Genomic DNA, 21,317 nt, shown 5'->3' with positions numbered 1-21,317 from the left:
GGCCTTGACGGGACTGATAATACAGGCATAGCGAGGAATAGTAAATGCAAAAAAAATTTATTTACCTGGTAGCGGCCCTGATCGTCTTACTGGCCTTAATAGGACCGGCAATTTCCAATTTCTATACCGGGCCACGCGGGGCTGATAATGTCCGGACACCACCCACCGGTGCTCCCTTACCAGCGGAGAATGCTGTTGCCGGCGGCGTTCCGGAAAGTGCCGGCAATCAAAAAGCGCCTGAGACCCTCAAGCCGCCGGAAAAAATGGCGGGGGAGAAGAAGCCAGGTGACAGCGCTATAACCGGCGGGGGGAAAGCCTCGGGACCTGCCGGTGCTCCCCAGGCGGCACCGCCGGCGCAGAGTGCTGGCAGCCAGAGTGATGCCGGCAACGGCGCCCCTCTAACACCAGCCCAGGATTCTCCTGCCGCCTCCGGGTGCCGGGTGGATATTGCCGTAGTTGGCATGAAAGGGCAACTCCTTTATGGTCCTGCTACGGTGACGGTTGATAAAAACAACAAATGGGGATTGACGGCCCTCGGGGCCCTGGATGCCACCGGCCTGAAATACAGCATCAGTCCTGTATACGGCAATTTTGTCCGGAGTATAGCCGGGCAAGACAATAAAGGTATGGCCGGCTGGATGTATAAGGTTAATGATGAGATCCCCATGGTGGCAGCCAGCGAGAAAGGGATTCGGTCAGGTGATAAGATTATCTGGTGGTATAGCGAAACCCTGAACAGTACCGGGCCCACCTGGCAAGGGTTGAAGGCGTCCTCACCTTGATTTATCAGGAAAGGGGTGCACAGGTATGTTAAAACAGAGGATTTCAGATTTGGCGCTGGCTTTTTTAATTTTATTCTTACTTATCGCTGGCGCTGTCACGCCAGCCTGGGCCCTTACCGGGAGGGATAGCGCCGGAAAATCATTAAATACCGCTGCCGCTTATTTGTTAACAAGAGAGAAAGCCGGGGGTGTTTTGTCTCCCTGGAGCTATATTGCCCTGGCGGCATCGGGAAAGGATTTAAAAGGTACGCTGGCTGGCCGGGCTTGTGAAAAAATGCTGGCTGCTGCCACCGCATCCGGTGAAATGAATGATTATGCCGCCCTGGTCCTGGCCGTTCTGGCCGCTGGAGGGAACCCCTATAATTACCAGGGCCAGAACCTTATAAAAAAGATCCAGGATGCCCAGCTCGCCAGTGGTAAGTTTGCTGACAATATAGCTCATGGCGGTGAACAGCTAGTAAATGCCCACATCTGGGCGGTATTGGCCTTGCATGCTGCCGGCGCTGATATTCCCGATAAGAGCAAGGCCCTAAGCTGGCTGGTGGCCAGGCAGCACGCCGACGGTTCCTTTTACTGGGACGCTACAGATGAAGAAACGTCCGATGTGGATTCCACCGGTATGGCGTTAATGGCCCTGGGAGCATTGGGCGAGAAAAAAGATAGTCCGGTTGTCCAAAAGGCAGTGGCTTACCTGGCTAAGGCCCAAAAAGAAAATGGCGGTTTTGAGTCCTGGGGGGCGGAAAATCCAGAAAGCTCCTGCATGGTCATTGAAGGGCTTACTGCAGTTGGCATTGATCCACTTCAAGGTAATTTTAACAAAGCAGGAGGAAATGTTTTAACCGCCCTGCTTCGCTTCCAGTTGCCTGACGGTTCCTTTGAACACATCAGGGGGATGGGAAGTAATGAAATGGCTACCAGCCAGGCCTTAATGGCCCTGGCCAGCCTCTATTTTGGACAGCCGTTTTATACTCGATTAGCTCCACAGCCTGCTGTTACCCGGTATAAAGCACGTTTTATTGTTGGCGCCAGGAGCTATACAATTTTTGCCGGGGAAAAAGAAGAAGTAAAGGCGATGGATGCAGCTCCTTTTATTGAGAACGGCCGGACATATGTACCCGTGCGTTACCTGGCTTATGCTCTGGACGTAGCGAGTGACGGCATTAGCTGGGATGAGAAAACTGCGGCTGTTAAACTGAGCAAGGATGGCGTTACAGTAACCATGGTTATTGGCGAAGAAACCGGCTACGTCAATGGCCAGGCCAGGAGCATCGGCGTCGCTCCCCTGCTGCGAGAAGGTCGCACCTATCTCCCGGCCCGGTTTGTAGCGGAAGCCTTTGGCTACCAGGTAGACTGGGATGCAACTTCCCAAACGGTGAGCATAAAAAGGGCTCATAGGTGATAAACCTTAATCCAGTCTACGCAGGGGCAAATTTCGGAGGGTTTCCCTAAAAATGTTTGAGCAATTTTTTTACCAGGAAAAAGGTCTCTTTTTACAGAGCCTACATCCGGCGGCAGCCCTGACTTACCTGGGTATTTTATTTGTGCTGGCCCTGGTGTTCACCAATCCCCTTTACCTGCTGGGGCTATTACTGGTCGTTGTCCTGGCCATTAGCGCCGCCCGTGGTCTTGCGGTCTGGGAAATTTATTTGCGTCTCAGTGTGGGCATGATGTTGCCGGTGATTATTGTCAACGCCCTGTTGGCCCATGCCGGGGAAACGATAATCTGGTTCGGACCGCGCCTGCCGGTTTTCGGCCGCTTAACCGTCTCGCTGGAAGCCATTTGCTACGGCGCGGCTATGAGCGTGCGGCTGTTAGCCATCATCAGCATCTTTTGCCTCTATAATCTAGTGGTTCACCCGGATAAAGTTTTAAGTTTGCTGGCGCGTTTTGCCTCCCGGTCGGCGCTGGTGCTGTCCCTGGCTACCCGGATGTTTCCAGCCATGATCAGGCAAATGGAAAACATCCAGGAAGTGCAGATGGTAAGGGGCGTTGACTTTCATGGCGGAACGTTAAAAGAAAGGCTACCCAGATATGCAGCTCTGATGAATATCCTGCTCCTGTCTTCCCTGGAAGATTCCCTGGAAATAGCCGAGGCCATGCAGGCGCGGGCCTTTGGCAGCGGCCGGCGTTCCTGTTACCGGCGGGATACCTGGCGGCCGCGGGACAGCCTTTGTCTTGGAGGTGGCGTCCTGGCTCTGGCAACGGCCGTTTATGGCCAGGCTAAAGGATTCAGCACCTTCAGTTTTTACCCGCAGCTGGACTACTTGGTTAAAGGCCCCATGACCCTAATTTTATTAATCATTATCATTCTTTCTTTATCCGTTCCGGTGGTATTAAGCTGGGGGTGGCAGCGTTGCCCTTGTTTCAATGCGAAAATTTGACCTATTACTACCCGGACAGGGAAAAACCAGCCTTAAAGGGCATTAATTTGCGTATCGAGGAAGGGGAGTTTTTGCTTATAACCGGCGGCTCGGGATCGGGCAAGTCTTCTTTAGCGCGGGCGCTGGCCGGACTGATCCCGGACTTTTACGGCGGCAGGTTTGGGGGCAAGGTTTATTTTCAAGGGCGGGACATGGGCCAGATGGACCGGCGAAAACTGGCCCGGGAAGTGGGGATAGTCTTCCAGGACCCGGAAAAGCAGCTGGTTATGACCAGTGTCGAGGCCGAGATCGCCTTCGGCCTGGAAAACCTGGGCTTGCCCCAGGCGGAAATGTCCCGGCGGGTAGCCGAAGTCCTGAGCTTTCTGGACCTGGCAGAGGTTAGACAGGAATTTACCGCGCACCTTTCCGGCGGGCAGAAGCAAAAGGTGGCCTTGGCTGCCGTGCTGGTCATGCAACCGCAGGTGCTGGTTTTAGACGAGCCCACCTCCCAGCTGGACCCGGTAGCGGCCGAGGAATTTTTTAATCTCATTAAACGGTTAAATGAGGAAATGGGCCTGACCATAATTTTGATCGAGCAGCGGCTGGAAAGGTGTTTCCACCTGGCTGACCGGGTAGTGTTCATGGAAGACGGCCAGGTCAAATATGAGGGTACGCCGGAACAACTGGCCCGCTGGGCGGTAACCAGGGAAATTCCTTTTATTCCTCCCGTGGCCCGTTTTTTTGCCCGGATAGGTTTCCCCTCTATTCCCGTTACCGTCAAGGAAGGACGCCGGTTGCTGCGGTCAAACTTTAACTACCGGAAGTTTCCTCCTCTAAGGCCGGTTGTAAATGAAAATCCGGGAGAACCGGTTTTGACCATGAGCAGGGTATGGTTTACCTATCCCAACGGTAAAGAAGCCCTGCAGGACATCACCTTGCAGATAAATGCCGGTGAGGTGGTGGCTGTCCTGGGTGCCAACGGCGCCGGTAAATCCACCCTCCTGAAAACCATGGCCGGCCTCTTAAAACCGGGTCGGGGACGGGTGCTGCTAATGGGCCGCGACTTGAGTAACGAGAGCCGGCCCGGGGCCGGCAGGATTGCCTACCTTTCCCAGAATCCCAATGATTATCTCTTCCAGGATACCGTGGAAGAGGAATTGCTTTTCACCCTAAAAAATTTCGGTCTTACTGATGACGGTGTGGTTGATGAACTTCTGGAGAAGCTCGGCTTACAGCGCTACCGGCGGGTAAACCCCCGCGATTTAAGCAGCGGCGAGCGCCAGCGGGTGGCCCTGGCCTCCATACTGGTGACCCGGCCCCGGCTCCTGGTGCTTGATGAGCCTACCCGGGGGATGGATTATCATTTGAAGGACGAGCTGGGAACAATGTTGACGGGTTTAAGCAGGGAGGGAGTAAGTGTGGTATTGGTGACCCACGATGTTGAATTTGCCGCCGCCTATGCCACGCGGGTGCTGCTGCTGTTTGCCGGCCGGATCGTAGCCGATGGACCTAAGCACCAGGTCCTGGGCCAGTCATTTTTTTATACCACCCAGATTGGTAAAATGTGCCGCGGCTATGTTGACGGTGTCCTGACCCTGCGCGATGCCCTGGACAGGCTGGAACCCGTATGGCCTGCCAGGCAAGCAGTTCCAGAAGGAAGGTGAGGCATCCGGAGGGACCGCCGCCCGGCCCGTACCGGCGGGCCGGTTAGCGAGTACGGCTTTCCCACTACATGGTGTGTACCCTGGCAAATTTGGGAGGTTATGCCTGTGGCGTTTTGGCGTAAAATGCTGTTTCCCTTTGCCCTGGTGTTTATCCTGGGCTTGTTGCTGACCAGTATCAAGGTCAACGCCCTTCTTTTGGGCCAGGGGTGGGGTTTGCTGGCTTCGGTAATAATCATTATAGCCCTGGTTATGCTGCACTGGGGGTTTGAACAGAGACGGATTTCTTCCCGGGAAGTGGCCGTAATCGCTATGCTGGGTACCATTGCCGCCGTCGGCCGGGTTCCTTTTGCTGCTTTGCCCAATATCCAGCCTACTACCTTTATGGTAATCATTTCTGGCTTTGTTTTCGGACCGCGGGCCGGGTTTATGGCCGGTTCTACGGCGGCCCTGATATCCAACTTTTTCCTGGGCCAGGGCCCGTGGACGCCCTGGCAGATGCTGGCCTGGGGCCTGGCCGGTACCTCGGCAGGGGTAATGGGGATTATTTTGCCCCGGGCGGGCAAGAAGGTTATGACGGTATTTAGCTTGCTTTGGGGATACCTTTTTGGCTGGATAATGAACCTGTGGACCTGGACGGGCTTCATCCACCCCTTGACCTGGCAGTCCTTTGTGGCCACCTGTGCTGCTAGCTTCTGGTTTGATACCTTTCATGCCGCAGGTAACGCCGTCTTTTATCTCCTCTTTGGCTCCAGCTTCGTGAAAATACTGCGGCGCTATCGCCGCAAGCTGGAAGTAACTTTCTTACCGGCCGTAGAAGGTAAATAAGGTGTTGTTACGTAAATTATTGTTCAATACTGCAGTGGTAGCCGTGCGTAAGGTACCATAAGGTGTCAATCGGCCGGGTCTACCCGCATCGGCAAAAATAAAGTACATAGTAATCAGGCATTTATTCCTTATGGTTGACATAAGTCCACATTAAAGTTATGATAAGGTAAAGTAAAGCTTGAAAGTGGGGGACCATCATGCCGAGGCCACCAAAGTGCCGGCGGGTAGAATTTATACCAGGGATCACTTATTTTAAACCGGCAGCAGTACCTTTACGCCAGCTGGAAGAAGTTGTCCTGGCAGTGGAAGAACTGGAAGCCATTCGTCTGAAGGATATAGAAGGCCTGGAGCAGGAGGAATGCGCCGCCAGGATGAGGGTCTCACGACCTACCTTTTTCCGTATCCTTGGCGCAGCCCGGAGTAAAGTGGCCGATGCTCTGATTAATGGTAAGGCTATCCGGGTAGAGGGCGGGGTTTACCGCCTGGCAGGGGCAAAGGCCCGCTGTGAAGAATGTGGCCATGAATGGGAACCGGAAAAGGATGATAATGAAACTTGCCCCCGCTGCGGTAGCACAGAAATTTTCAGCCCGGCTCCCACCCCTGGACGAGGCCGCTGCCGGCGCCACGGCTGGCAGGAAAGGAGGCGCACTACAGAACCTTCCTGACCCAAGGCTCCTTTGAAATCAAGTAGGCCATTTTCTGCTTGCTTTCGGGATCACAAGCCTGTATAATTAGTTCAGCAAGGTTATTTTTGTAAGCGTGGGCCATGGAGGCCTGCTGGCCTGCCAGAAGGCAGGGGAGTAGGCCCATGGTCTTTTTCTTTGGCCATGGGTACTTGCAAGGAGGTCTGCCGGTATGCATATTCCCGACGGTTACTTAAGCCCTCAGACGTGTGCTGTTCTAGGGGCAGCAATGCTGCCTGTGTGGCGTGCGGCAGCCCGGAAAGTCCGGGCAACATTGAAGGCCAAACAAGTCCCCCTCCTGGCCATTGGCGCCGCCTTTTCCTTTACCATTATGATGTACAACATTCCCATCCCCGACGGCACCACGGCCCATGCCACCGGCGGCGCCATCCTCGCCATCCTCTTCGGCCCCTGGGCAGCTGCCATCGGCCTTTCCATTGCCCTGGCCATCCAGGCCCTCTTCTTTGGCGACGGCGGTATCCTGGCCTTTGGCGCCAACGCCTTCAACATCGCCTTTATCCAGCCCTTTGCAAGTTTCTATGTCTATAAACTCCTTGCCGGCAGGTCGCCGGTGACCCATGGACGCCGGGTTCTGGCGGCGGGCATTGCCGGCTTTACAGGGATTAACCTGGCCGCCTTGGCGGCAGCGGTGGAATTCGGCCTCCAGCCGGTCCTCTTCCATACAGCAAGCGGGGTACCCCTTTACAGTCCCTATCCTCTCTCCCTGGCCGTCCCGGCTATGGCTCTGGCTCATCTCCTGGTGGCCGGCCCGGCCGAGGGGATAGTTACCGGCCTGGTGGTCCACTACCTTGAACGGGCTAACCCCGCCTTACTCCAGCTTTATCCGGAGGGAAGGGCAGCAGCTCCAGCTGGAGCTGGCGGTCCGGGCCTCAAGGGACTGGCTATAGGGCTGGGTATACTGGTCCTGCTATCACCTTTAGGTATCCTGGCCAGCGGTACGGCCTGGGGCGAATGGTCACCGGAAGAATTGCAGCAGATGCTGGGTTTTGTCCCGGACGGCATGGTTAAACTGGCCGCTAGCTGGTCCCATGCCCTCTTCCCGGACTACGCCGTACCTGGCCTGGCTGGAAGCTTTTTAGCCGAGGCCCTGGGCTATATCCTGTCGGCCCTGGTGGGGCTGGGGATAATAATGGCTATTTTCCTGGCCGTCCACAGATTTACGGCCCGGAAAGAAAAACCGGGAGCCAACTACCATGCGCGTTGAAAACTTACCACCATGGTTATGGCAAAACAATTATCCACCACTCCGCGCCGGAGGAAGAAAACGGCAGCCGGGTTTCGGCGAAAAGACTCTGCAGGACCTGGCCCACTTCGGCCAGGAGGTCCTTTTTGCCGAGGAACTGGCCGGCCGCCGGGGCCTGCTTCAGGGCGTGGAGCCCAGGTTAAAGCTTTTGGGCTTGCTGTGGCTGGCTGTGGTGGCCGGGCTGGCTCGCCACCCCTTGACCCTGGTTGTCATGTACGGGGGGATAATCCTCCTGGCTTACTTTTCCCGGATACCTTTAGGCCCATATTTAAAACGTGTCTGGCTCATCGTACCCCTGTTCACGGGGATAATGGTTTTCCCTACCCTCTTTAACTGGGTGCGCCCGGGCGAGCCCCTGGTGGTCCTGTTGAACCTGAAAGGGCCTGTACACCTGGGGCCCTGGCAACTGCCGGCGCTTCTCGCCATAACCCGCCAGGGCCTGGCCGGGGCCGGGCTCCTCGTCATCCGGGTAGGGGTCACTGTCTCCCTAGCTTTCCTGGTGACCATGACCACTCGCTGGGCGGCCCTCCTCAGGGCCCTGCGGGTTTTACGGGTACCCAGGATTTTTGTCCTGATTTTTAGCATGACCTATCGTTATATCTTCTTACTGCTCAAAACCACAGAAGAGATGTTCACAGCCCGCCAGAGCCGCCTGGTGGGCAGGTCAAGTTTAAAAATGAACCGCCATTTCCTGGCCGGGGCCATGGGAAACCTCCTGATCAGGGCCTACGTTTTAAGTGAAGAGGTCTATCAAGCCATGGTGGCCCGGGGTTATCGCGGTGAAGGACGTTGCCTGGAAGACTACAGCCTGGCTCCGCGGGACTACTGGCGCTTCGCCGGGTTTATCATGGCGGGATTAATCCTTTTAGGTGGCGATTATTACCTTGGTCACTAAAGCCCTCTATACTTTGCAAAATGTCAGCTACGCTTATGAAGACGGTCGTCCCGCTCTGGAGGGAATCAGCTTAACCATCAACGCCGGGGAAAAAGTGGTTCTCCTGGGGGCCAACGGCTCGGGCAAGTCCACCCTCCAGCGGCTTTTGAGCGGCCTGATTTTCCCCCGACAGGGAACGGTGAAATTTGACGACCAGGAACTGACCGAGGCCTCCTTGGAAGATGAAGATTTCTTTCTGGCTTTCCGCCGCCGGGTGGGGTTTGTCTTTCAGAATTCCGAAGCCCAGCTCTTTAATGCCAGCGTCAGGGAAGAGCTGGCCTTCGGTCCCCTGCAGCTGGAATTACCGGCGGCTGAAGTCAAAGCCCGGGTTGATTCCCTCCTGGCCCTGCTGGAACTGGAAGCCCTGGCCGACCGCCCTCCTCATAAACTGAGCGGCGGGGAAAGGAAAAAAGTAGCTCTGGGAGCCGTCCTGGCCAGCAACCCGGAGGTGCTGATCCTCGACGAGCCGACGGCCGGCCTGGACCCCCGCAGCCAGCGCTGGCTGGTGGAAATGCTCCTTAAATTAAACCAGGCCGGTAAGACCATTATCACCGCCACCCACGACCTGGCTATTGTCCCCGTTATTGCCGACCGGGTTTTCGTCCTGGGCGAAGACCACCGCCTGGCAGCAGCAGGCTTGCCCCGGGAAATTCTGGCCAACCGTAAGCTTTTAATGCAGGTCAACCTTATTGACGCGGCCTTTCATGAGCACCACCACCAGGGCTATTTCCACCTGCACGCCCATTAATCCGCTTAATAAAAATGCCGGTGGCGGGCAATCCGGCCACTGGCTTTATTTGTTAGTGAGGAACTATGATGGCTGTCCTTCGCTAGATCTTTTTATTAGCCTTTTTGCCACTAATTTTGGTCTGGGCCTGTGATCTAGTTAATACAGTAGTCTCTACGCCGGCAGCCTTGCGGATTATAATATCGAGTTCGCTGGGCGATACGGCCGGCGAACCGGCATTGATCCGGGGCAGGGACAGAGGATTGCTTTTCCGTGTAATTGCGCCGGCCTGGGTAGTAAAAATAAGCTGAAAACCGGCCCGGGCGGCTGCCTGGATGGCCAGGGGGCCGGCGGCGCCGTAGGGCAGGGCCAGGGCATAGACCGGTTGCTGCAGGTGAGCCTCAATTTCCTCCCGGGAGCGGGCCAGATCCTGGTAGACCATGTTCATAAAATCTTCCGCGCTTTGATCTTTTAAAGGACCGCTAAGGATGGGGCCTTGACGGCCGTTAGCTAGAAGACCGTAACTATGCATATTGTAAGTATGGGATTGGGTGATGAAACCGGCGGCTGCCATTTCCCTGGCTTCCTGCCAGTCATAGTGCTGGAGACGGCCCAATTTTTGTCCTGCATAGCCGACAATAGCAAAAGAAACGGCCGGCATCTGCTTCTCGCGCAGTTCCGGTAGGGCATACCGGTAAACGCTCTCATACCCGTCGTCAAAGGTAATCAGGACGGCATTATCGGGAATGGGTTCACCTTTTAGAAAAGAGCGTAGCTCCTCCAGGTTGATGGCCCGGTAACCCTGTGCCCGGAGCATATCCAGGTGGTGGCGAAAGCGTTGCGGGGAGATAACCAATCCTGGGATTTCCTGGTTATCAATATGATGGTAAATGAGGGCAACAACTTTATTCTGGTAAATAATTTTTGCGGGGTTGCCGGTTGTAGTAGCCAGCGCCGGCGTTATTGTTGCAGTTTCCCTTGTTATGGATGATACAGGCCTTGTTTCAGGTCCGGCAGTTTCTGCCGGGGAGCTGCCGGCATTATTTATTCCCTGGTCCTGATGACGGAAAGAATAAGATTTACCGTAAATCAAAGTTAAGGACAAAAGCAAGACTACAACCGTCACAAGGGCGGCAATTTTTTTCACCCCTGTCCCCTCCTGCAAAAGTACGGTCTTTTTACCGGCTTTTTTTCCTAACCATTGGAGAGCGGCCTGCCGCTCAAGCCGAACGTCTTAGCCGAACTTTTCTTATAATTCGCCGGTAGATATTTAACCCCTTTGGCGTGGCTCCTGGAAAAAAGTCCTTAACTATTTTATCACATCCGTGTGGTACTGGAAGCCATCTGTAAAAAAATTTCCGCTGGCGGGCGGGTATTTCTACCTCTATCCTTAACCCCGGTGAAGAATAGTACCGGAGCTGCCGCTAGACCGTTTTCTTTTCCGGGTGATGTTGCCAGAGGGAGATAAGCACCCCGCCCAGGGCTAAAATAATACCTAAAGCATGATACCAGGCTAGCTTTTCCTTAAGAATTAAAGCTGCGAGGGCAATGGCAAAGAGGGGGGTTAAGTTGTTGAACATAGCCACCGGTCCGCAGCCGAGGCGATTGATGGCCTCAAAGTTGAGTAACAGCGCCAAACCGGCAATGATACAGCCCATATAGATAAGTAATAGCCAGCCCATCCAAGGCAGGTACCAGCCCTGGTGAAATACCTCCCATAGACCCCCGGGGAGCAGGAAAATGGTACCAAAAAAGAGGCTCCACGTACTGGTAATGATTGCTGGATAGCGCTGCATCATTTTTTGTACCAGGATATTAGAAAGGGAAACGGCAATAACATTAACCAGGAGAATCAGATCACTCGCATGGAAGCGTAAAGTTAGTATGCGTTCAAGGGAACCCTCGCTAGATACCAGTGCCAAGCCAGTGAAGGCAATTATAATTCCTATGATCTGGTAACAGCTGGGCTTTTCGTGCCATCCCAAAGCGAGCAGGACCAGGGTAACGGCCGGGAAGGTGGCAATGATTATGGCGGCATTAATTGCCGGGCTGTCTTGCATAGACCAGGCAAAGGTACCATAGGCCACGCTGATCCCAAGAAAGCCCACTATAGCCAGATACGGCAGGTCCTGCAGGCGCGGTTTATGGGGTTCCTTCCAGGCAAAAGGAAGCAATATTATAAGACCAAGTATACCCCGGACGGCGGACATAGCTATGGGTGGTACCAAGGGGGCCACCAACCGGCCGGCTATAACATTGCCCCCGTAAAGGAAAGTTGCGAGGAGAATGGCTCCATAGCCCAACTGGCGAGATCTCTTGCTTTGATGACAGGAAAAGGTTGCCTCTTCAGTTTTCTGGCATATAGCCATGATTATGTAACCTCCGCAAATAACTAGTAGCGATCCCATATTTATTAGCATAGCACCGGGGACAGGCAATAGGCAAAGTTACCCTGCAGGGGTTGATGGCCGAAAAACGGCCTGGATTACTGCCTGCCCCGATAAACTTCTCGTCAGAACATCCTCCCGGTAAGTTAGAGCAAAACTATAGCGAGTATAAATCGTTCCAGCTTCAACCACCTAATATCCGGGCGAAGATAAGCGAGGTGGTCGATGCTTATGCCGACCACCTCGCTTATTGATAGGTTGTTAACCTGTAGCAGACAAATTATGGACAGCTCTCTGGAAAGGAAGGCAACGTTGCAGTATTAATTCGTCTATAAAAAGCAAATGACCAAGGCTTTCACGCCTTGGTATTATTGGTGCCGAAGGCGGGGGTCGAACCCGCACGGCCTCGCGGCCACCGGATTTTGAGTCCGGCGCGTCTGCCAGTTCCACCACTTCGGCTTGTGTGATTTTTATTTTAACATAGACTTCATATTCCTGCAAGGCCTAAAAGGATAAAGGAAGGGAGATGGCGAATAGGAAAAAAGCTGGAAGGTGGTGGGCAGCCGTGGTTTCGGACGAAGAATTGCTGGCCCGGAGTCGAAAGGGCGATATGGAGGCTTTTACCCTCCTGGTGGAGCGTTACCAGAAGATGCTCTACACCATTGCGTACCGCTTCCTGGGCAATCCCGAAGATGCCGGTGATGCCGCCCAGGAGGCCCTGGTGCGCGCCTATAAAAACCTGCCGGGCTTCCGGGGCCAGTGTTCCTTTAAAACCTGGCTGCAGCATATCATTGCCAATGTCTGCCGCGATGCCCTGCGCCGCCTCAAACGGCGGCCCGCCCTTTCCCTGGAGGGTCTGCAGGAAACAGAGGTGGTACCCTGGGAGCTGGCCGCCTGGGGAGGTGTTCCTTCACCGGAAGAAATTTTCCTGGCCAGGGAGGGGGAGGACTATATACATAAACTAATCCAGGTTCTGACGCCGGAATATCGCATGGTGATAATCATGCGTGATTTGCAGGGCTTTAGCTATGAACAGATAGCGACCATCCTGGGTTGTTCTGTGGGGACGGTGAAATCTCGCTTGAGCCGGGCGCGGCAGTTTTTGCGACAGCGCCTGATAAGGGAACGGGAACATTTAGCGTTGCAAAGCGTCTATATAAGCAAAGGGGGTGAGGGGCGGTGAACTGTAGCCACTACCGGGAATTGCTGTCATCATATCTGGATGATGTCCTGACGGCAACTCAACGACGGGACGTGGAGAAGCATTTGCGTCGGTGCAACTCCTGCCGGGAAGAACTGGAAGCCCTGCGCCAGACAGTGAACCTTCTCAGGGCCTGGTCGGAAGAAGAACTGGAACTGCCGGCCGGGTTTGAGGAGCGTTTACGGTCGCGGCTTGAGGCGGCCTGCCGGCCATGGTACCGGCGCCTGCCGCAGTGGCTCTCTCTGGCGGCAGCGGCAGCGGTTACGGTTGTGGTGGCTATTGCTGGCTCTGCCGGCTATTTTCCTTTCCCTCCACCATTCCAAGCCAGGCAGGTAACGTCTGCGTTTACGCAGGAAGAACAGGGACAGGTGAAAGCTTTGCCGGCTCCGACGACTACAGCACCAAAAAGGGATTTCTCCATGATAATTACAGATCAAGAAAACAAACCACCGGCACCAGCAATAACCCCATCAGGGGAAGAAGCCCGGCCGGCACAGCCTCTGAGGCGACAACCGGCGAAGGCCACCAAACCCCAGCCAGTTTTTAACAGCGGAAAGAGAAATCCGGTTGTCCAGGCCATGACCAATGTTGGCTCCCGGGGCCAAAACCCCGGTCCAGCCTCAGAACAGAACCATCAAGCAGGTAAGGGACAAAAATTACCCGGTGAACAAATAACTGGCCTCCAGGACCAGACGTCCCTGGAGCAAATTATTTCAGGTGATAACAAGCTACAAATAAATAAAGATAAAGGAGAAATTACAGCAACCGGTAAACAAACCGGGACGGGAACAATTTCACCGCCGCCTACCCCGCCTGATAACCAAACCGGGGAAAAGAAGTTGGCCATCCCTGATGCCAGGATGCTCTCGCCAAATAAGATTGATTCAGCAGATATATACCAAACTTTGACGGTACCTGAAAAGGTATATAAGAAGCCAGCCCCAACCCCGGTACCGGAGGCGTCCTCCAGACCACCCTCACCTTAAGGGTGGTTTTTTGATGAAGGGGAAAAGAATTGCCACTGGAAACAGAAAAAGATAAAATAGAAGCAGCGTTTTTTACAAAGAAGGGTGACGAATGCCCGTACAAAAAGGTAAATTGCTCCTGGTGGACGGCAACAGCATTATACACCGGGCCTTTCATGCCCTGCCGCCGCTCCAGACAAGTGAAGGCCTTCAGACCAATGCCGTTTATGGCTTTGCCACCATGCTGCAAAAGGCCCTTGACCTGGTGGCGCCGGACTATGTAATCGTGGCTTTTGACCACAGCAAGGTTACTTTCCGCCACGACCTGTATGAGGAATATAAGGGGACGCGTCCTGAAACCGCTCCGGAACTCAGGCCCCAGTTTGCCCTCGTCAAACGCCTCCTGGCAGCCTGGAAGCTGGCAAGCTGCGAACTAGAAGGCTACGAGGCTGATGATCTCATCGGGACTTTAAGCCACAAAGGGAAAGAGGCGGGACTAGAGGTTTTAATCCTGACCGGTGACCGGGATGCCCTGCAGCTGGTAGATGACAGGGTTAAGGTCCTCCTCATGCGGCGCGGCCTTTCTCAGGTGGAATTATTTGACCTGGAGGCCATTAAAAAAGCCTATGGCCTGGAGCCCGGCCAGCTCATCGATGTCAAGGCCCTCATGGGTGATGCCTCCGACAATATTCCCGGCGTACCCGGAGTAGGGGAAAAGACGGCCGTACAGCTGGTCCGCCAGTATGGCGACCTGGAGGGGGTACTGGCCCATGCCGGTGAAGTGAAGGGGCGGAAAGTAGCGGCCAACCTGGTCGCTTACGCCGACCAGGCCCGCCTGGCCAGGCAGCTGGCTACCATTCGCTGCAACGTGCCGGTAGAACTAGATCTTGGAGCCTGCCGCCGTGAGAAGCCGGACTATAAGGCTGTCCTGGCCCTTTACAAAGAACTGGAGTTTAACAGCCTGGTCAGAGATGTCTTAAAAGCCATGCAGGAAGAAGGAGCCGGGGTGGCTCCGGCAGCCACCGTCAAAACCCTGAATCTCCCGGAGCTCCATATTTTGACCAGCCTGGAAGAACTGGCCAAACTTGCCGGGCGCCTGGCCGGGGAGCAAGAAGTTGCTATCGCCCTGGCTTTGAATAACGCCAATTATTTGGAAGCCGCAGCTTTAGCCGTGGGACTGGCCTGGGAAGGGGGCGTGGCTGTCCTGGATACGGCGGGGGTGCCGGCTTCTGGCCTGGCCCTGGCCCTGGCACCCCTGCTGCAGGCAGGGCCTATCTTTCACAATGCCAAGGCAGCCCTGGTCTGGCTGAAGGAGGCCGGGGCACAGGTTGCCGATCCGGGGGGCGACACCATGATCGCCGGCTACCTTCTTAATCCCACCGCCTCCCGCCACGATTTGCCGGAACTCTGCCTGGAACACCTGGACCTGGCGCTGGTGGAAGATGAATCTTTACGGCTGACCACTGCCCGGCGCGCCGTGGCCACCAGGCTCTTGCACCGGGAATTAGTTGCCAAATTGCAGGTAGCCGGTATGGAGGAGCTTTACCGGCGGGTGGAACTTCCCCTGACCCGGATTTTAGGCGAAATGGAAAGCTATGGTGTGGCTGTTGACCTGGAAACCCTGGACCTCATGGGTGCTGAATTGGAAGGCAATATTGCCGCCCTGACAGAAGAAATCTACCGCCTGGCCGGGGAAAAGTTTAATATCAACTCATCGCGGCAGCTGGGGAATATCCTTTTTGAAAAACTGGGCCTGCCGCCGGTGAAGCGGACCAAGACTGGCTTTTCTACCGACGCTGCCGTCCTGGAAGAACTGGCCGCAAGACACCCCATTGCCGCCAAGCTGGTGGAATACCGCCAGCTTACCAAGTTAAAATCCACCTATGTGGACGGGCTGAAGCCCCTGGTCAATCCCAGAACGAAGAGCCTCCATACCACCTTTAACCAGACGGTGACGGCTACCGGCCGCCTGTCCAGCAGCGAGCCCAATCTGCAAAACATCCCGGTGCGCCTGGAAGTGGGCCGGCGCCTGCGCCGCGCTTTCGTTCCCCATGCTCCCGGCCGCCTCCTTCTGGCTGCTGATTACTCCCAGATCGAGCTTCGTATCCTGGCCCACATCTCCGGTGATGCCGGCATGATTGCCGCCTTTCGCCGGGGGGAAGACATCCATGCCCGGACGGCAGCTGAAGTCTTTGGTGTTCCCTTAAGTGAAGTGACACCGTTCATGCGGCGCAGCGCCAAGGCCGTGAACTTCGGCATTGTTTACGGAATCAGCGATTTCGGCCTCAGCCGCGATCTGGGCATCAGCCGCAGCGAAGCCCATGAATATATTGAGCGTTATTTCCAGCGTTACCCCGGTGTAAGGGCTTACATGGAAGAGGTCGTTGCCAGGGCACGGCAGGTTGGCTATGTAACCACCCTCCTGGGGCGGCGCCGTTACCTGCCGGAACTCTTCAGTTCCAACCATACCACCCGCAGCTTTGGGGAGCGGGCAGCTATGAATACCCCCATCCAAGGCAGCGCGGCAGATATTATTAAAATCGCCATGGTTAAGATTTTCCGCCTGCTGGAGGAGCGATACCCGGGCGCCAGGATGATCCTCCAGGTTCACGATGAATTGATCTTTGATGTCCCTGAGGAAGACCTGCCGGCAGTAGCCGCTCTGGTAAAGGAGAATATGGAAAACACCTTGGAACTTCAGGTCCCCCTCCAGGTGGATTTAAAATACGGCCGTAGCTGGTATGATATGGAACCATATGATGGAGCGATGAAAGATGCCGGAACTGCCTGAAGTGGAAACAATTAAACGCACTCTTAGCCCCCATCTCCGGGGGCAAACCATTGCCGGGGTAGAGGTATACTACCCCGGCGTTATTGCTGTACCCGATGCCGCCACTTTCATCGATTTGCTGGCAGGTAAAATAATAATCCGCCTCGACCGCCGGGGGAAGTATCTCCTTTTTTACCTTACAGCCGGCTATTGCCTGGTGGCCCATTTAAGGATGACCGGACGCCTGATCTTAACGGCGGCGACCGGCCCTGTACTGCCCCATACCCATGTGGTTTTCCGCCTGGCAGGTGGTGGTGCCTTGCGCTGGGTGGACAGCCGCCGTTTTGGGCGCCTCTACCTGGGCCAGGAGGACGAGGTAACGGTAGCGGCCGGGCTGAAAAAACTGGGACCGGAACCCCTGGATCCGTCCTTTGATGTCGCCACCCTGGCAGCCATCTGTGCCGGCCGGCGCCGACCGGTAAAACAGGTCCTCCTGGACCAGCACCTCCTGGCAGGGATTGGTAACATCTATGCCGATGAGATGCTCTTCCTGGCGGGGCTCAATCCCTTAAGACCGGCGGCTTCGCTGACAGAGAATGAACTGGTGCGCCTGCACCGGGCCATGCGGGCCGCGTTAGAGCAGGGTATAGCGAATTTCGGCACCTCTTTCAGGGATTACGTCGATGGCCACGGCCAGCAGGGGAAAAATCAGGATTACCTCCAGGTTTACGGCCGCGCCGGCCAGCCCTGCCGCCGCTGTGGCTGCACCCTTGAACGGGTGAAAATCGGCGGCCGGAGCACGGTATTTTGCCCTGCCTGCCAGGTTTAAATGGCCGGGTATTTAAGGCCAGCCCTTGCCGGGCGCCTGGAGGCTGTTATATTATTAACCCTGCAGGGTTAAAATTCAATCGCCATAGGGATCTGGCGATGGTAGGAGCAATGGAGATGTTTATTATCGGTCTTACCGGCGGTATTGCCAGCGGTAAAAGCACCGTCGCCGGGATTTTAAAAGAACTGGGGGCAATAGTTATCGACACCGATCAGGTGGCCAGGGAAGTGGTACTTCCCGGCAAGCCTGCCTATAGGGACATTGTCGCCGCCTTTGGCCGGGGGATTCTGCAGCCGGACGGCCTACTTAACAGGCGGGCCCTGGGCCGGATCGTTTTTAGTGACGCTGCCGCCAGGGAATTGTTGAACGCCATAACCCACCCCCGCATCCGGGAGAGAGTCCAGGCGCAAATAGCGGCTTTACGCCAAACTGACCCGGAGGCGGTGGTAGTTATTGAGGCCCCTCTCTTAATTGAAGCAGGTATGGACGATATGGTGGATGCCATCTGGGTGGTAACCGCACCGGCAACGGTGCGGTTAAAAAGATTGATGGAACGGGACAACCTCTCACAGGAAGAAGCTGAAAGCCGTCTCCGGGCGCAGATGGGAGAAGGAGAAAGGTTACGCCATGCCACCCGGATCATCCCCACCGGTGGTGACCTTGACGCCACCCGCACCGCCGTCCTGGCAGCCTGGCGGGAACTCCAGCGAGAAGGAAGAATGTCATGGAAAAAGTGAGGGGTACTTCATGATAAAAACCTGGCGCCGTTACCTGTGGCTGCTGGTAGTTACAGCGTTCCTTTCTTTCCTCCTGCCCCGGGCGGTGCGTGTCTTTTATCCCTTCCCTTATATAGAAATTATCGTCAATTATGCCCACCGGGAAGGCCTGGACCCCCTCCTGGTAGCGGCCCTCACTCGTGTAGAAAGCAAATTTTATCCCCGGGCCCAGTCCGCACAGGGTGCCCGGGGATTGATGCAACTGATGCCGGAAACAGCTAGGCTGGCGGCCGGACAACTGGGGCTTCCTTACGATCCCGAGCGGCTCTTCTCCCCGGAATATAACCTGCGCTTGGGTAGCTGGTACCTGGCTGAGCTTCTGCGAGAATTTGGTGATCTCACCCCGGCCCTGGCGGCATATAATGGCGGGCGCGGTAATGTCCACAACTGGCTGGATACGGGGATCTGGGATGGTAGCAGCCGGAACTTAAGCCAGATTCCCTTCCCCGAAACCAGGGAGTTTGTGCGCCGGGTGCTCCAAAATTATCGGGTGTACCGTATCTTATATCCCCATGTGCACTAGCAGGTATTTGGTCGTGAAAGCCGAATAATATAGGAAAACCTTTGACAAAATGAACTTACAGGTCAAGGAGTGGATTTTGATGGCGATGGAGGTCATGGATTCCCTGGACAAGGTCAGGAAGCTCCAGGTGGCACCTGGCAGGCGATTTTATTCCGCCCAGCATGATGAAATAGCCGGCGGGGCAACTACCGACATATATTTTGTCCGTACTTATGAAATTCTCAAGGCCCTTGGTAAGGTGGACACCCTTGTCACGGCCGAAATCTTTCCCCGCCGCGCCGGCATCATCTGTGGCGTCAATGAGGTACTGGAACTGCTGCGGGAGAAAAAGGTTACCATCTGGGGACTACCGGAGGGGAGCTCCTTTTCCCCCAAAGAAGTAGTTATGCGCATCCAGGGGCCCTATAGTGAATTTGGCCTTTTTGAAACTACTATCCTGGGGATGCTGGCCAGTTCCAGCGGTTGGGCTACTGCCGCCCGGGAAATCAAGGAAGCGGCCGGTGGGCATCCCTTTTTCTGCTTTGGTGCCCGCCACGTGCACCCTGCCGTGGCCCCGGTCATGGAGCGGGCGGCCATTATCGGCGGCGCCAGTGGCGCCAGCTGTATACTGGCAGCCAAGCTGGCCGGCCAGGAGCCCCAGGGTACGGTGCCCCATGCCATTTTCCTTATTATTGGCGATACCGTTGAGGGAGCCCTGGCCTATCATCGCCTTATGCCTCCCGATGCTAAGCGTACCATTCTTGTGGATACTTTTAAGGACGAGGCGGAGGAAGCCCTGCGGGTAGCAGAAGCCCTGGGGCCGGCCCTGGCCGGGGTCCGCCTGGATACCCCTAGCGAGCGGGGCGGCGTTACCCCGGAGCTTGTACGGGAAGTTCGCTACCGCCTGGATACCGCAGGTTTCAACCATGTGCGGATTTTTGTCTCCGGCGGCCTGACGCCGGAGCGTATCCGCGCCCTCATTGAAGCCGGAGCCGATGCCTTTGGTGTGGGTAGCTATATTTCGGGGGCCGCACCCATTGATATGACCATGGATTTAAAAGAGGTTGAAGGCCGGCCGGTGGCCAAGCGCGGCCGCCTGCCAGGTATCATCCCCAATCCCAGGCTGGAAAAACTAAAGTAAGAAAAATTAAGCCGGGCCGGGTGATACGGAGTGTCTGCCAGCAAGCCGGATTTTTCGAAAGTTCAAGCCGGCTTTATCCTTGACAGGAATACCGTCCGGGGTTTATAATTAACCATGCCAGGTATGCGGCGATGGCGGAACTGGCAGACGCGTACGTTTGAGGGGCGTATGGGTACACCCGTGCGGGTTCAAGTCCCGCTCGCCGCACCAGCAACTAACGTGGGATAATGCCCACGTTTATTTTTTTACCCAGGTGGTGTCGCTCTTCAAGGCCCTGGTCAAGTTTTTTTTGTCCCCTTCACAGAATATACATTTATAGTGATTTTGGGCTTTAGGGGGATTGACCGTGGGCCGGGTACGGGTAGTAATACTGGGTTTGCGTTCTTGTATTTTTATGCTGGGGTTCCTGGCTCTCTTCGGGCTGGTACTTGGAGCTGTACCCTTGCACCATCAGATCCTGCCGGCCCTTGCAGCCCACACTGAAGAGAAGGAACTGAGAGAACGTCTCCAGCAAATCTTTACTGCCAGGGCCCGGGGCCTTGTCAGCGGCGATTATGAAGGCCTGGAAGCTTATTACGATACAACGGTTACCTCTGGCCTTTTTGCCTTAAATCATGAAATCGGCCGCATTAAATATGTCCGTGAATGGTTGAAGGAGCGCCAGATAATTCTTTCAGGGAGCCGGATGGACCTGGTCATTGTTGATACCGGGAATGAAAATGGCAGGCGTTGGGCCTCTGTATCCCAGCATATTGTCCTTAATTACCGTCACCGGGGCGAGCCGGAAAAAACAGTCAACCAGATGGGCGTCCGGACCATTCACTGGGTGGAACTGGTGAAGCGCGATGGCCAGTGGTTAATTACCCGGGACTGGTACTGGGACCCCTTTGAGGCCGACGACCTGGATCCGGATGTTGCTCCTGGCACTGCCAGATGTAACGTAGCAGTTCCCGACCCGCCTCCGGGTAAATACCGCCGTCAGGCAGCCGTTAAATATGCCGAACGTTACAGCGGTGTCCGGCTTGGCACAGGGGATGGCCGCTATAACCAGGCTTACCGGGACTTCACCGGCCTGGGCGGTGATTGTGCTAATTTTGCATCACAGGTGCTGAGCGATAAAAATGCCGGCGCCATACCACGGGACTGGGTCTGGAATTACCATAACGGCGAGGGCAGCCAGGCCTGGGCCCAGGCCGGGGCTCTGGTCCATTACCTCATGGACAGCGGCCTGGCCGTAAGAATTATGCGGGGTGATTTTGCGGAGGTTACCAGGACTTCAACCATTTACCCCCAGGGGGCCGTCAATGTTCTCCAGCCGGGAGATATCATTGCCTATGAAGAAAAGGGCGAGGTCAGCCATGTGGCGGTGGTTGTTGGCCGGGATTCCGCAGGGTACCTCCTGGTCAACAGCCATACGGCCGACCGCGCCCGTGTTCCCTGGGACATGGGTTGGGACAGGCGGACCATCTACTGGCTGCTGCAGATAGTCTATTGAGTTTGATAACGA

Annotated in this window: 20 protein-coding genes and 2 tRNA genes; 19 read left to right on the top strand and 3 right to left on the bottom strand. The window is 55.5% G+C overall.

All coding sequences use genetic code 11. The features are described 5' to 3' along the window. The first annotated feature begins 44 nt into the window (after nt 1-44). The 9 genes from MCACP_RS10180 (at nt 45) to MCACP_RS10140 (ending at nt 9,260) form a co-directional block, all read left to right on the top strand. The gene (locus tag MCACP_RS10180) at nt 45-782 is read left to right on the top strand and encodes a DUF4430 domain-containing protein (RefSeq protein ID WP_406676652.1); all 738 of its coding nucleotides are present in this window, start codon (nt 45-47) and stop codon (nt 780-782) included. 163 nt (nt 783-945) lie between these two features. Then, nucleotides 946-2,181: a stalk domain-containing protein gene (locus MCACP_RS10175; protein WP_406676651.1), complete on the top strand. Its 1,236-nt coding sequence runs from the start codon at nt 946-948 to the stop codon at nt 2,179-2,181. Nucleotides 2,182-2,233: 52 nt separating this feature from the next. Continuing rightward, on the top strand, nt 2,234-3,163 hold the full coding sequence (locus tag MCACP_RS10170; RefSeq protein WP_406676650.1) for an energy-coupling factor transporter transmembrane component T: 930 nt from the start codon (nt 2,234-2,236) through the stop codon (nt 3,161-3,163). Beyond that, nucleotides 3,136-4,806, top strand: a complete 1,671-nt coding sequence (locus MCACP_RS10165) for an ABC transporter ATP-binding protein (protein ID WP_406676649.1) — start codon at nt 3,136-3,138, stop codon at nt 4,804-4,806. Before MCACP_RS10170 ends, MCACP_RS10165 begins: the two co-directional genes overlap by 28 nt. Nucleotides 4,807-4,905: 99 nt before the next feature. Beyond that, nucleotides 4,906-5,631 (top strand): ECF transporter S component, encoded by a 726-nt coding sequence (locus tag MCACP_RS10160; protein WP_406676648.1) that lies wholly within the window; start codon nt 4,906-4,908, stop codon nt 5,629-5,631. Nucleotides 5,632-5,828: 197 nt separating this feature from the next. Beyond that, complete coding sequence (locus tag MCACP_RS10155; protein WP_406676647.1) at nt 5,829-6,296, top strand: DUF134 domain-containing protein; 468 nt, start codon at nt 5,829-5,831, stop codon at nt 6,294-6,296. A 190-nt stretch (nt 6,297-6,486) separates the two neighbouring features. Then, complete coding sequence (gene cbiM, locus MCACP_RS10150) at nt 6,487-7,539, top strand: cobalt transporter CbiM (RefSeq protein ID WP_406676646.1); 1,053 nt, start codon at nt 6,487-6,489, stop codon at nt 7,537-7,539. After that, entirely contained in the window at nt 7,529-8,473 is a 945-nt protein-coding gene (gene cbiQ, locus MCACP_RS10145; protein ID WP_406676645.1) for a cobalt ECF transporter T component CbiQ, read from the top strand. The genes cbiM and cbiQ overlap by 11 nt, the downstream gene beginning before the upstream one ends. Next, on the top strand, nt 8,448-9,260 hold the full coding sequence (locus tag MCACP_RS10140; protein WP_406676644.1) for an energy-coupling factor ABC transporter ATP-binding protein: 813 nt from the start codon (nt 8,448-8,450) through the stop codon (nt 9,258-9,260). The genes cbiQ and MCACP_RS10140 overlap by 26 nt, the downstream gene beginning before the upstream one ends. An 82-nt stretch (nt 9,261-9,342) precedes the next feature. On the opposite strand, the gene MCACP_RS10135 is transcribed toward MCACP_RS10140, so the two are convergent. Together MCACP_RS10135 and MCACP_RS10130 are read right to left on the bottom strand one after the other, a co-directional pair. Beyond that, nucleotides 9,343-10,386 carry a polysaccharide deacetylase family protein gene (locus MCACP_RS10135; protein WP_406676643.1) on the bottom strand — a complete coding sequence of 348 codons (1,044 nt, stop codon included), beginning with the start codon at nt 10,384-10,386 and terminating at the stop codon, nt 9,343-9,345. A gap of 277 nt (nt 10,387-10,663) precedes the next feature. Continuing rightward, complete coding sequence (locus MCACP_RS10130; protein WP_406676642.1) at nt 10,664-11,608, bottom strand: DMT family transporter; 945 nt, start codon at nt 11,606-11,608, stop codon at nt 10,664-10,666. 95 nt (nt 11,609-11,703) lie between these two features. On the opposite strand from MCACP_RS10130, the gene MCACP_RS10125 reads away from it, so the two are divergent. Then, the gene (locus MCACP_RS10125; protein ID WP_406676641.1) at nt 11,704-11,880 is read left to right on the top strand and encodes a hypothetical protein; all 177 of its coding nucleotides are present in this window, start codon (nt 11,704-11,706) and stop codon (nt 11,878-11,880) included. Between the two features lie 118 nt (nt 11,881-11,998). Here the strand turns inward: MCACP_RS10125 and MCACP_RS10120 are convergent. Continuing rightward, nucleotides 11,999-12,085: transfer RNA gene (locus MCACP_RS10120), tRNA-Leu, on the bottom strand. 106 nt (nt 12,086-12,191) lie between these two features. On the opposite strand from MCACP_RS10120, the gene MCACP_RS10115 reads away from it, so the two are divergent. From MCACP_RS10115 to MCACP_RS10075, 9 genes are all read left to right on the top strand, one after another. Then, nucleotides 12,192-12,809 (top strand): RNA polymerase sigma factor, encoded by a 618-nt coding sequence (locus MCACP_RS10115; protein WP_406676640.1) that lies wholly within the window; start codon nt 12,192-12,194, stop codon nt 12,807-12,809. Next, nucleotides 12,806-13,813 carry an anti-sigma factor family protein gene (locus MCACP_RS10110; RefSeq protein WP_406676639.1) on the top strand — a complete coding sequence of 336 codons (1,008 nt, stop codon included), beginning with the start codon at nt 12,806-12,808 and terminating at the stop codon, nt 13,811-13,813. The genes MCACP_RS10115 and MCACP_RS10110 overlap by 4 nt, the downstream gene beginning before the upstream one ends. A 91-nt stretch (nt 13,814-13,904) precedes the next feature. Beyond that, a complete protein-coding gene (gene polA, locus MCACP_RS10105; RefSeq protein ID WP_406676638.1) occupies nt 13,905-16,583 on the top strand; it encodes a DNA polymerase I in 2,679 nt (892 codons plus the stop codon). Then, nucleotides 16,567-17,391, top strand: a complete 825-nt coding sequence (gene mutM, locus MCACP_RS10100; protein WP_406676637.1) for a bifunctional DNA-formamidopyrimidine glycosylase/DNA-(apurinic or apyrimidinic site) lyase — start codon at nt 16,567-16,569, stop codon at nt 17,389-17,391. Before polA ends, mutM begins: the two co-directional genes overlap by 17 nt. 116 nt (nt 17,392-17,507) lie before the next feature. Then, the gene (coaE, locus tag MCACP_RS10095) at nt 17,508-18,128 is read left to right on the top strand and encodes a dephospho-CoA kinase (RefSeq protein ID WP_406678737.1); all 621 of its coding nucleotides are present in this window, start codon (nt 17,508-17,510) and stop codon (nt 18,126-18,128) included. Nucleotides 18,129-18,138: 10 nt separating this feature from the next. Further along, on the top strand, nt 18,139-18,690 hold the full coding sequence (locus MCACP_RS10090; protein WP_406676636.1) for a lytic transglycosylase domain-containing protein: 552 nt from the start codon (nt 18,139-18,141) through the stop codon (nt 18,688-18,690). An 85-nt stretch (nt 18,691-18,775) separates the two neighbouring features. After that, nucleotides 18,776-19,810, top strand: a complete 1,035-nt coding sequence (locus MCACP_RS10085; RefSeq protein WP_406678736.1) for a nicotinate phosphoribosyltransferase — start codon at nt 18,776-18,778, stop codon at nt 19,808-19,810. A gap of 125 nt (nt 19,811-19,935) precedes the next feature. Further along, a tRNA-Leu gene (locus MCACP_RS10080) sits at nt 19,936-20,020 on the top strand. 136 nt (nt 20,021-20,156) lie between these two features. After that, entirely contained in the window at nt 20,157-21,305 is a 1,149-nt protein-coding gene (locus MCACP_RS10075; protein ID WP_406676635.1) for an amidase domain-containing protein, read from the top strand. Nucleotides 21,306-21,317: the final 12 nt, after the last annotated feature.

This window comes from Neomoorella carbonis, assembly GCF_045278715.1.
GTDB classification, from domain to species: Bacteria; Bacillota; DSM-521; order Neomoorellales; family Neomoorellaceae; genus Neomoorella; species Neomoorella carbonis.
Note: the sequence above shows the minus strand (reverse complement) of the source record. Positions and strands in the feature narration are given on the sequence as shown.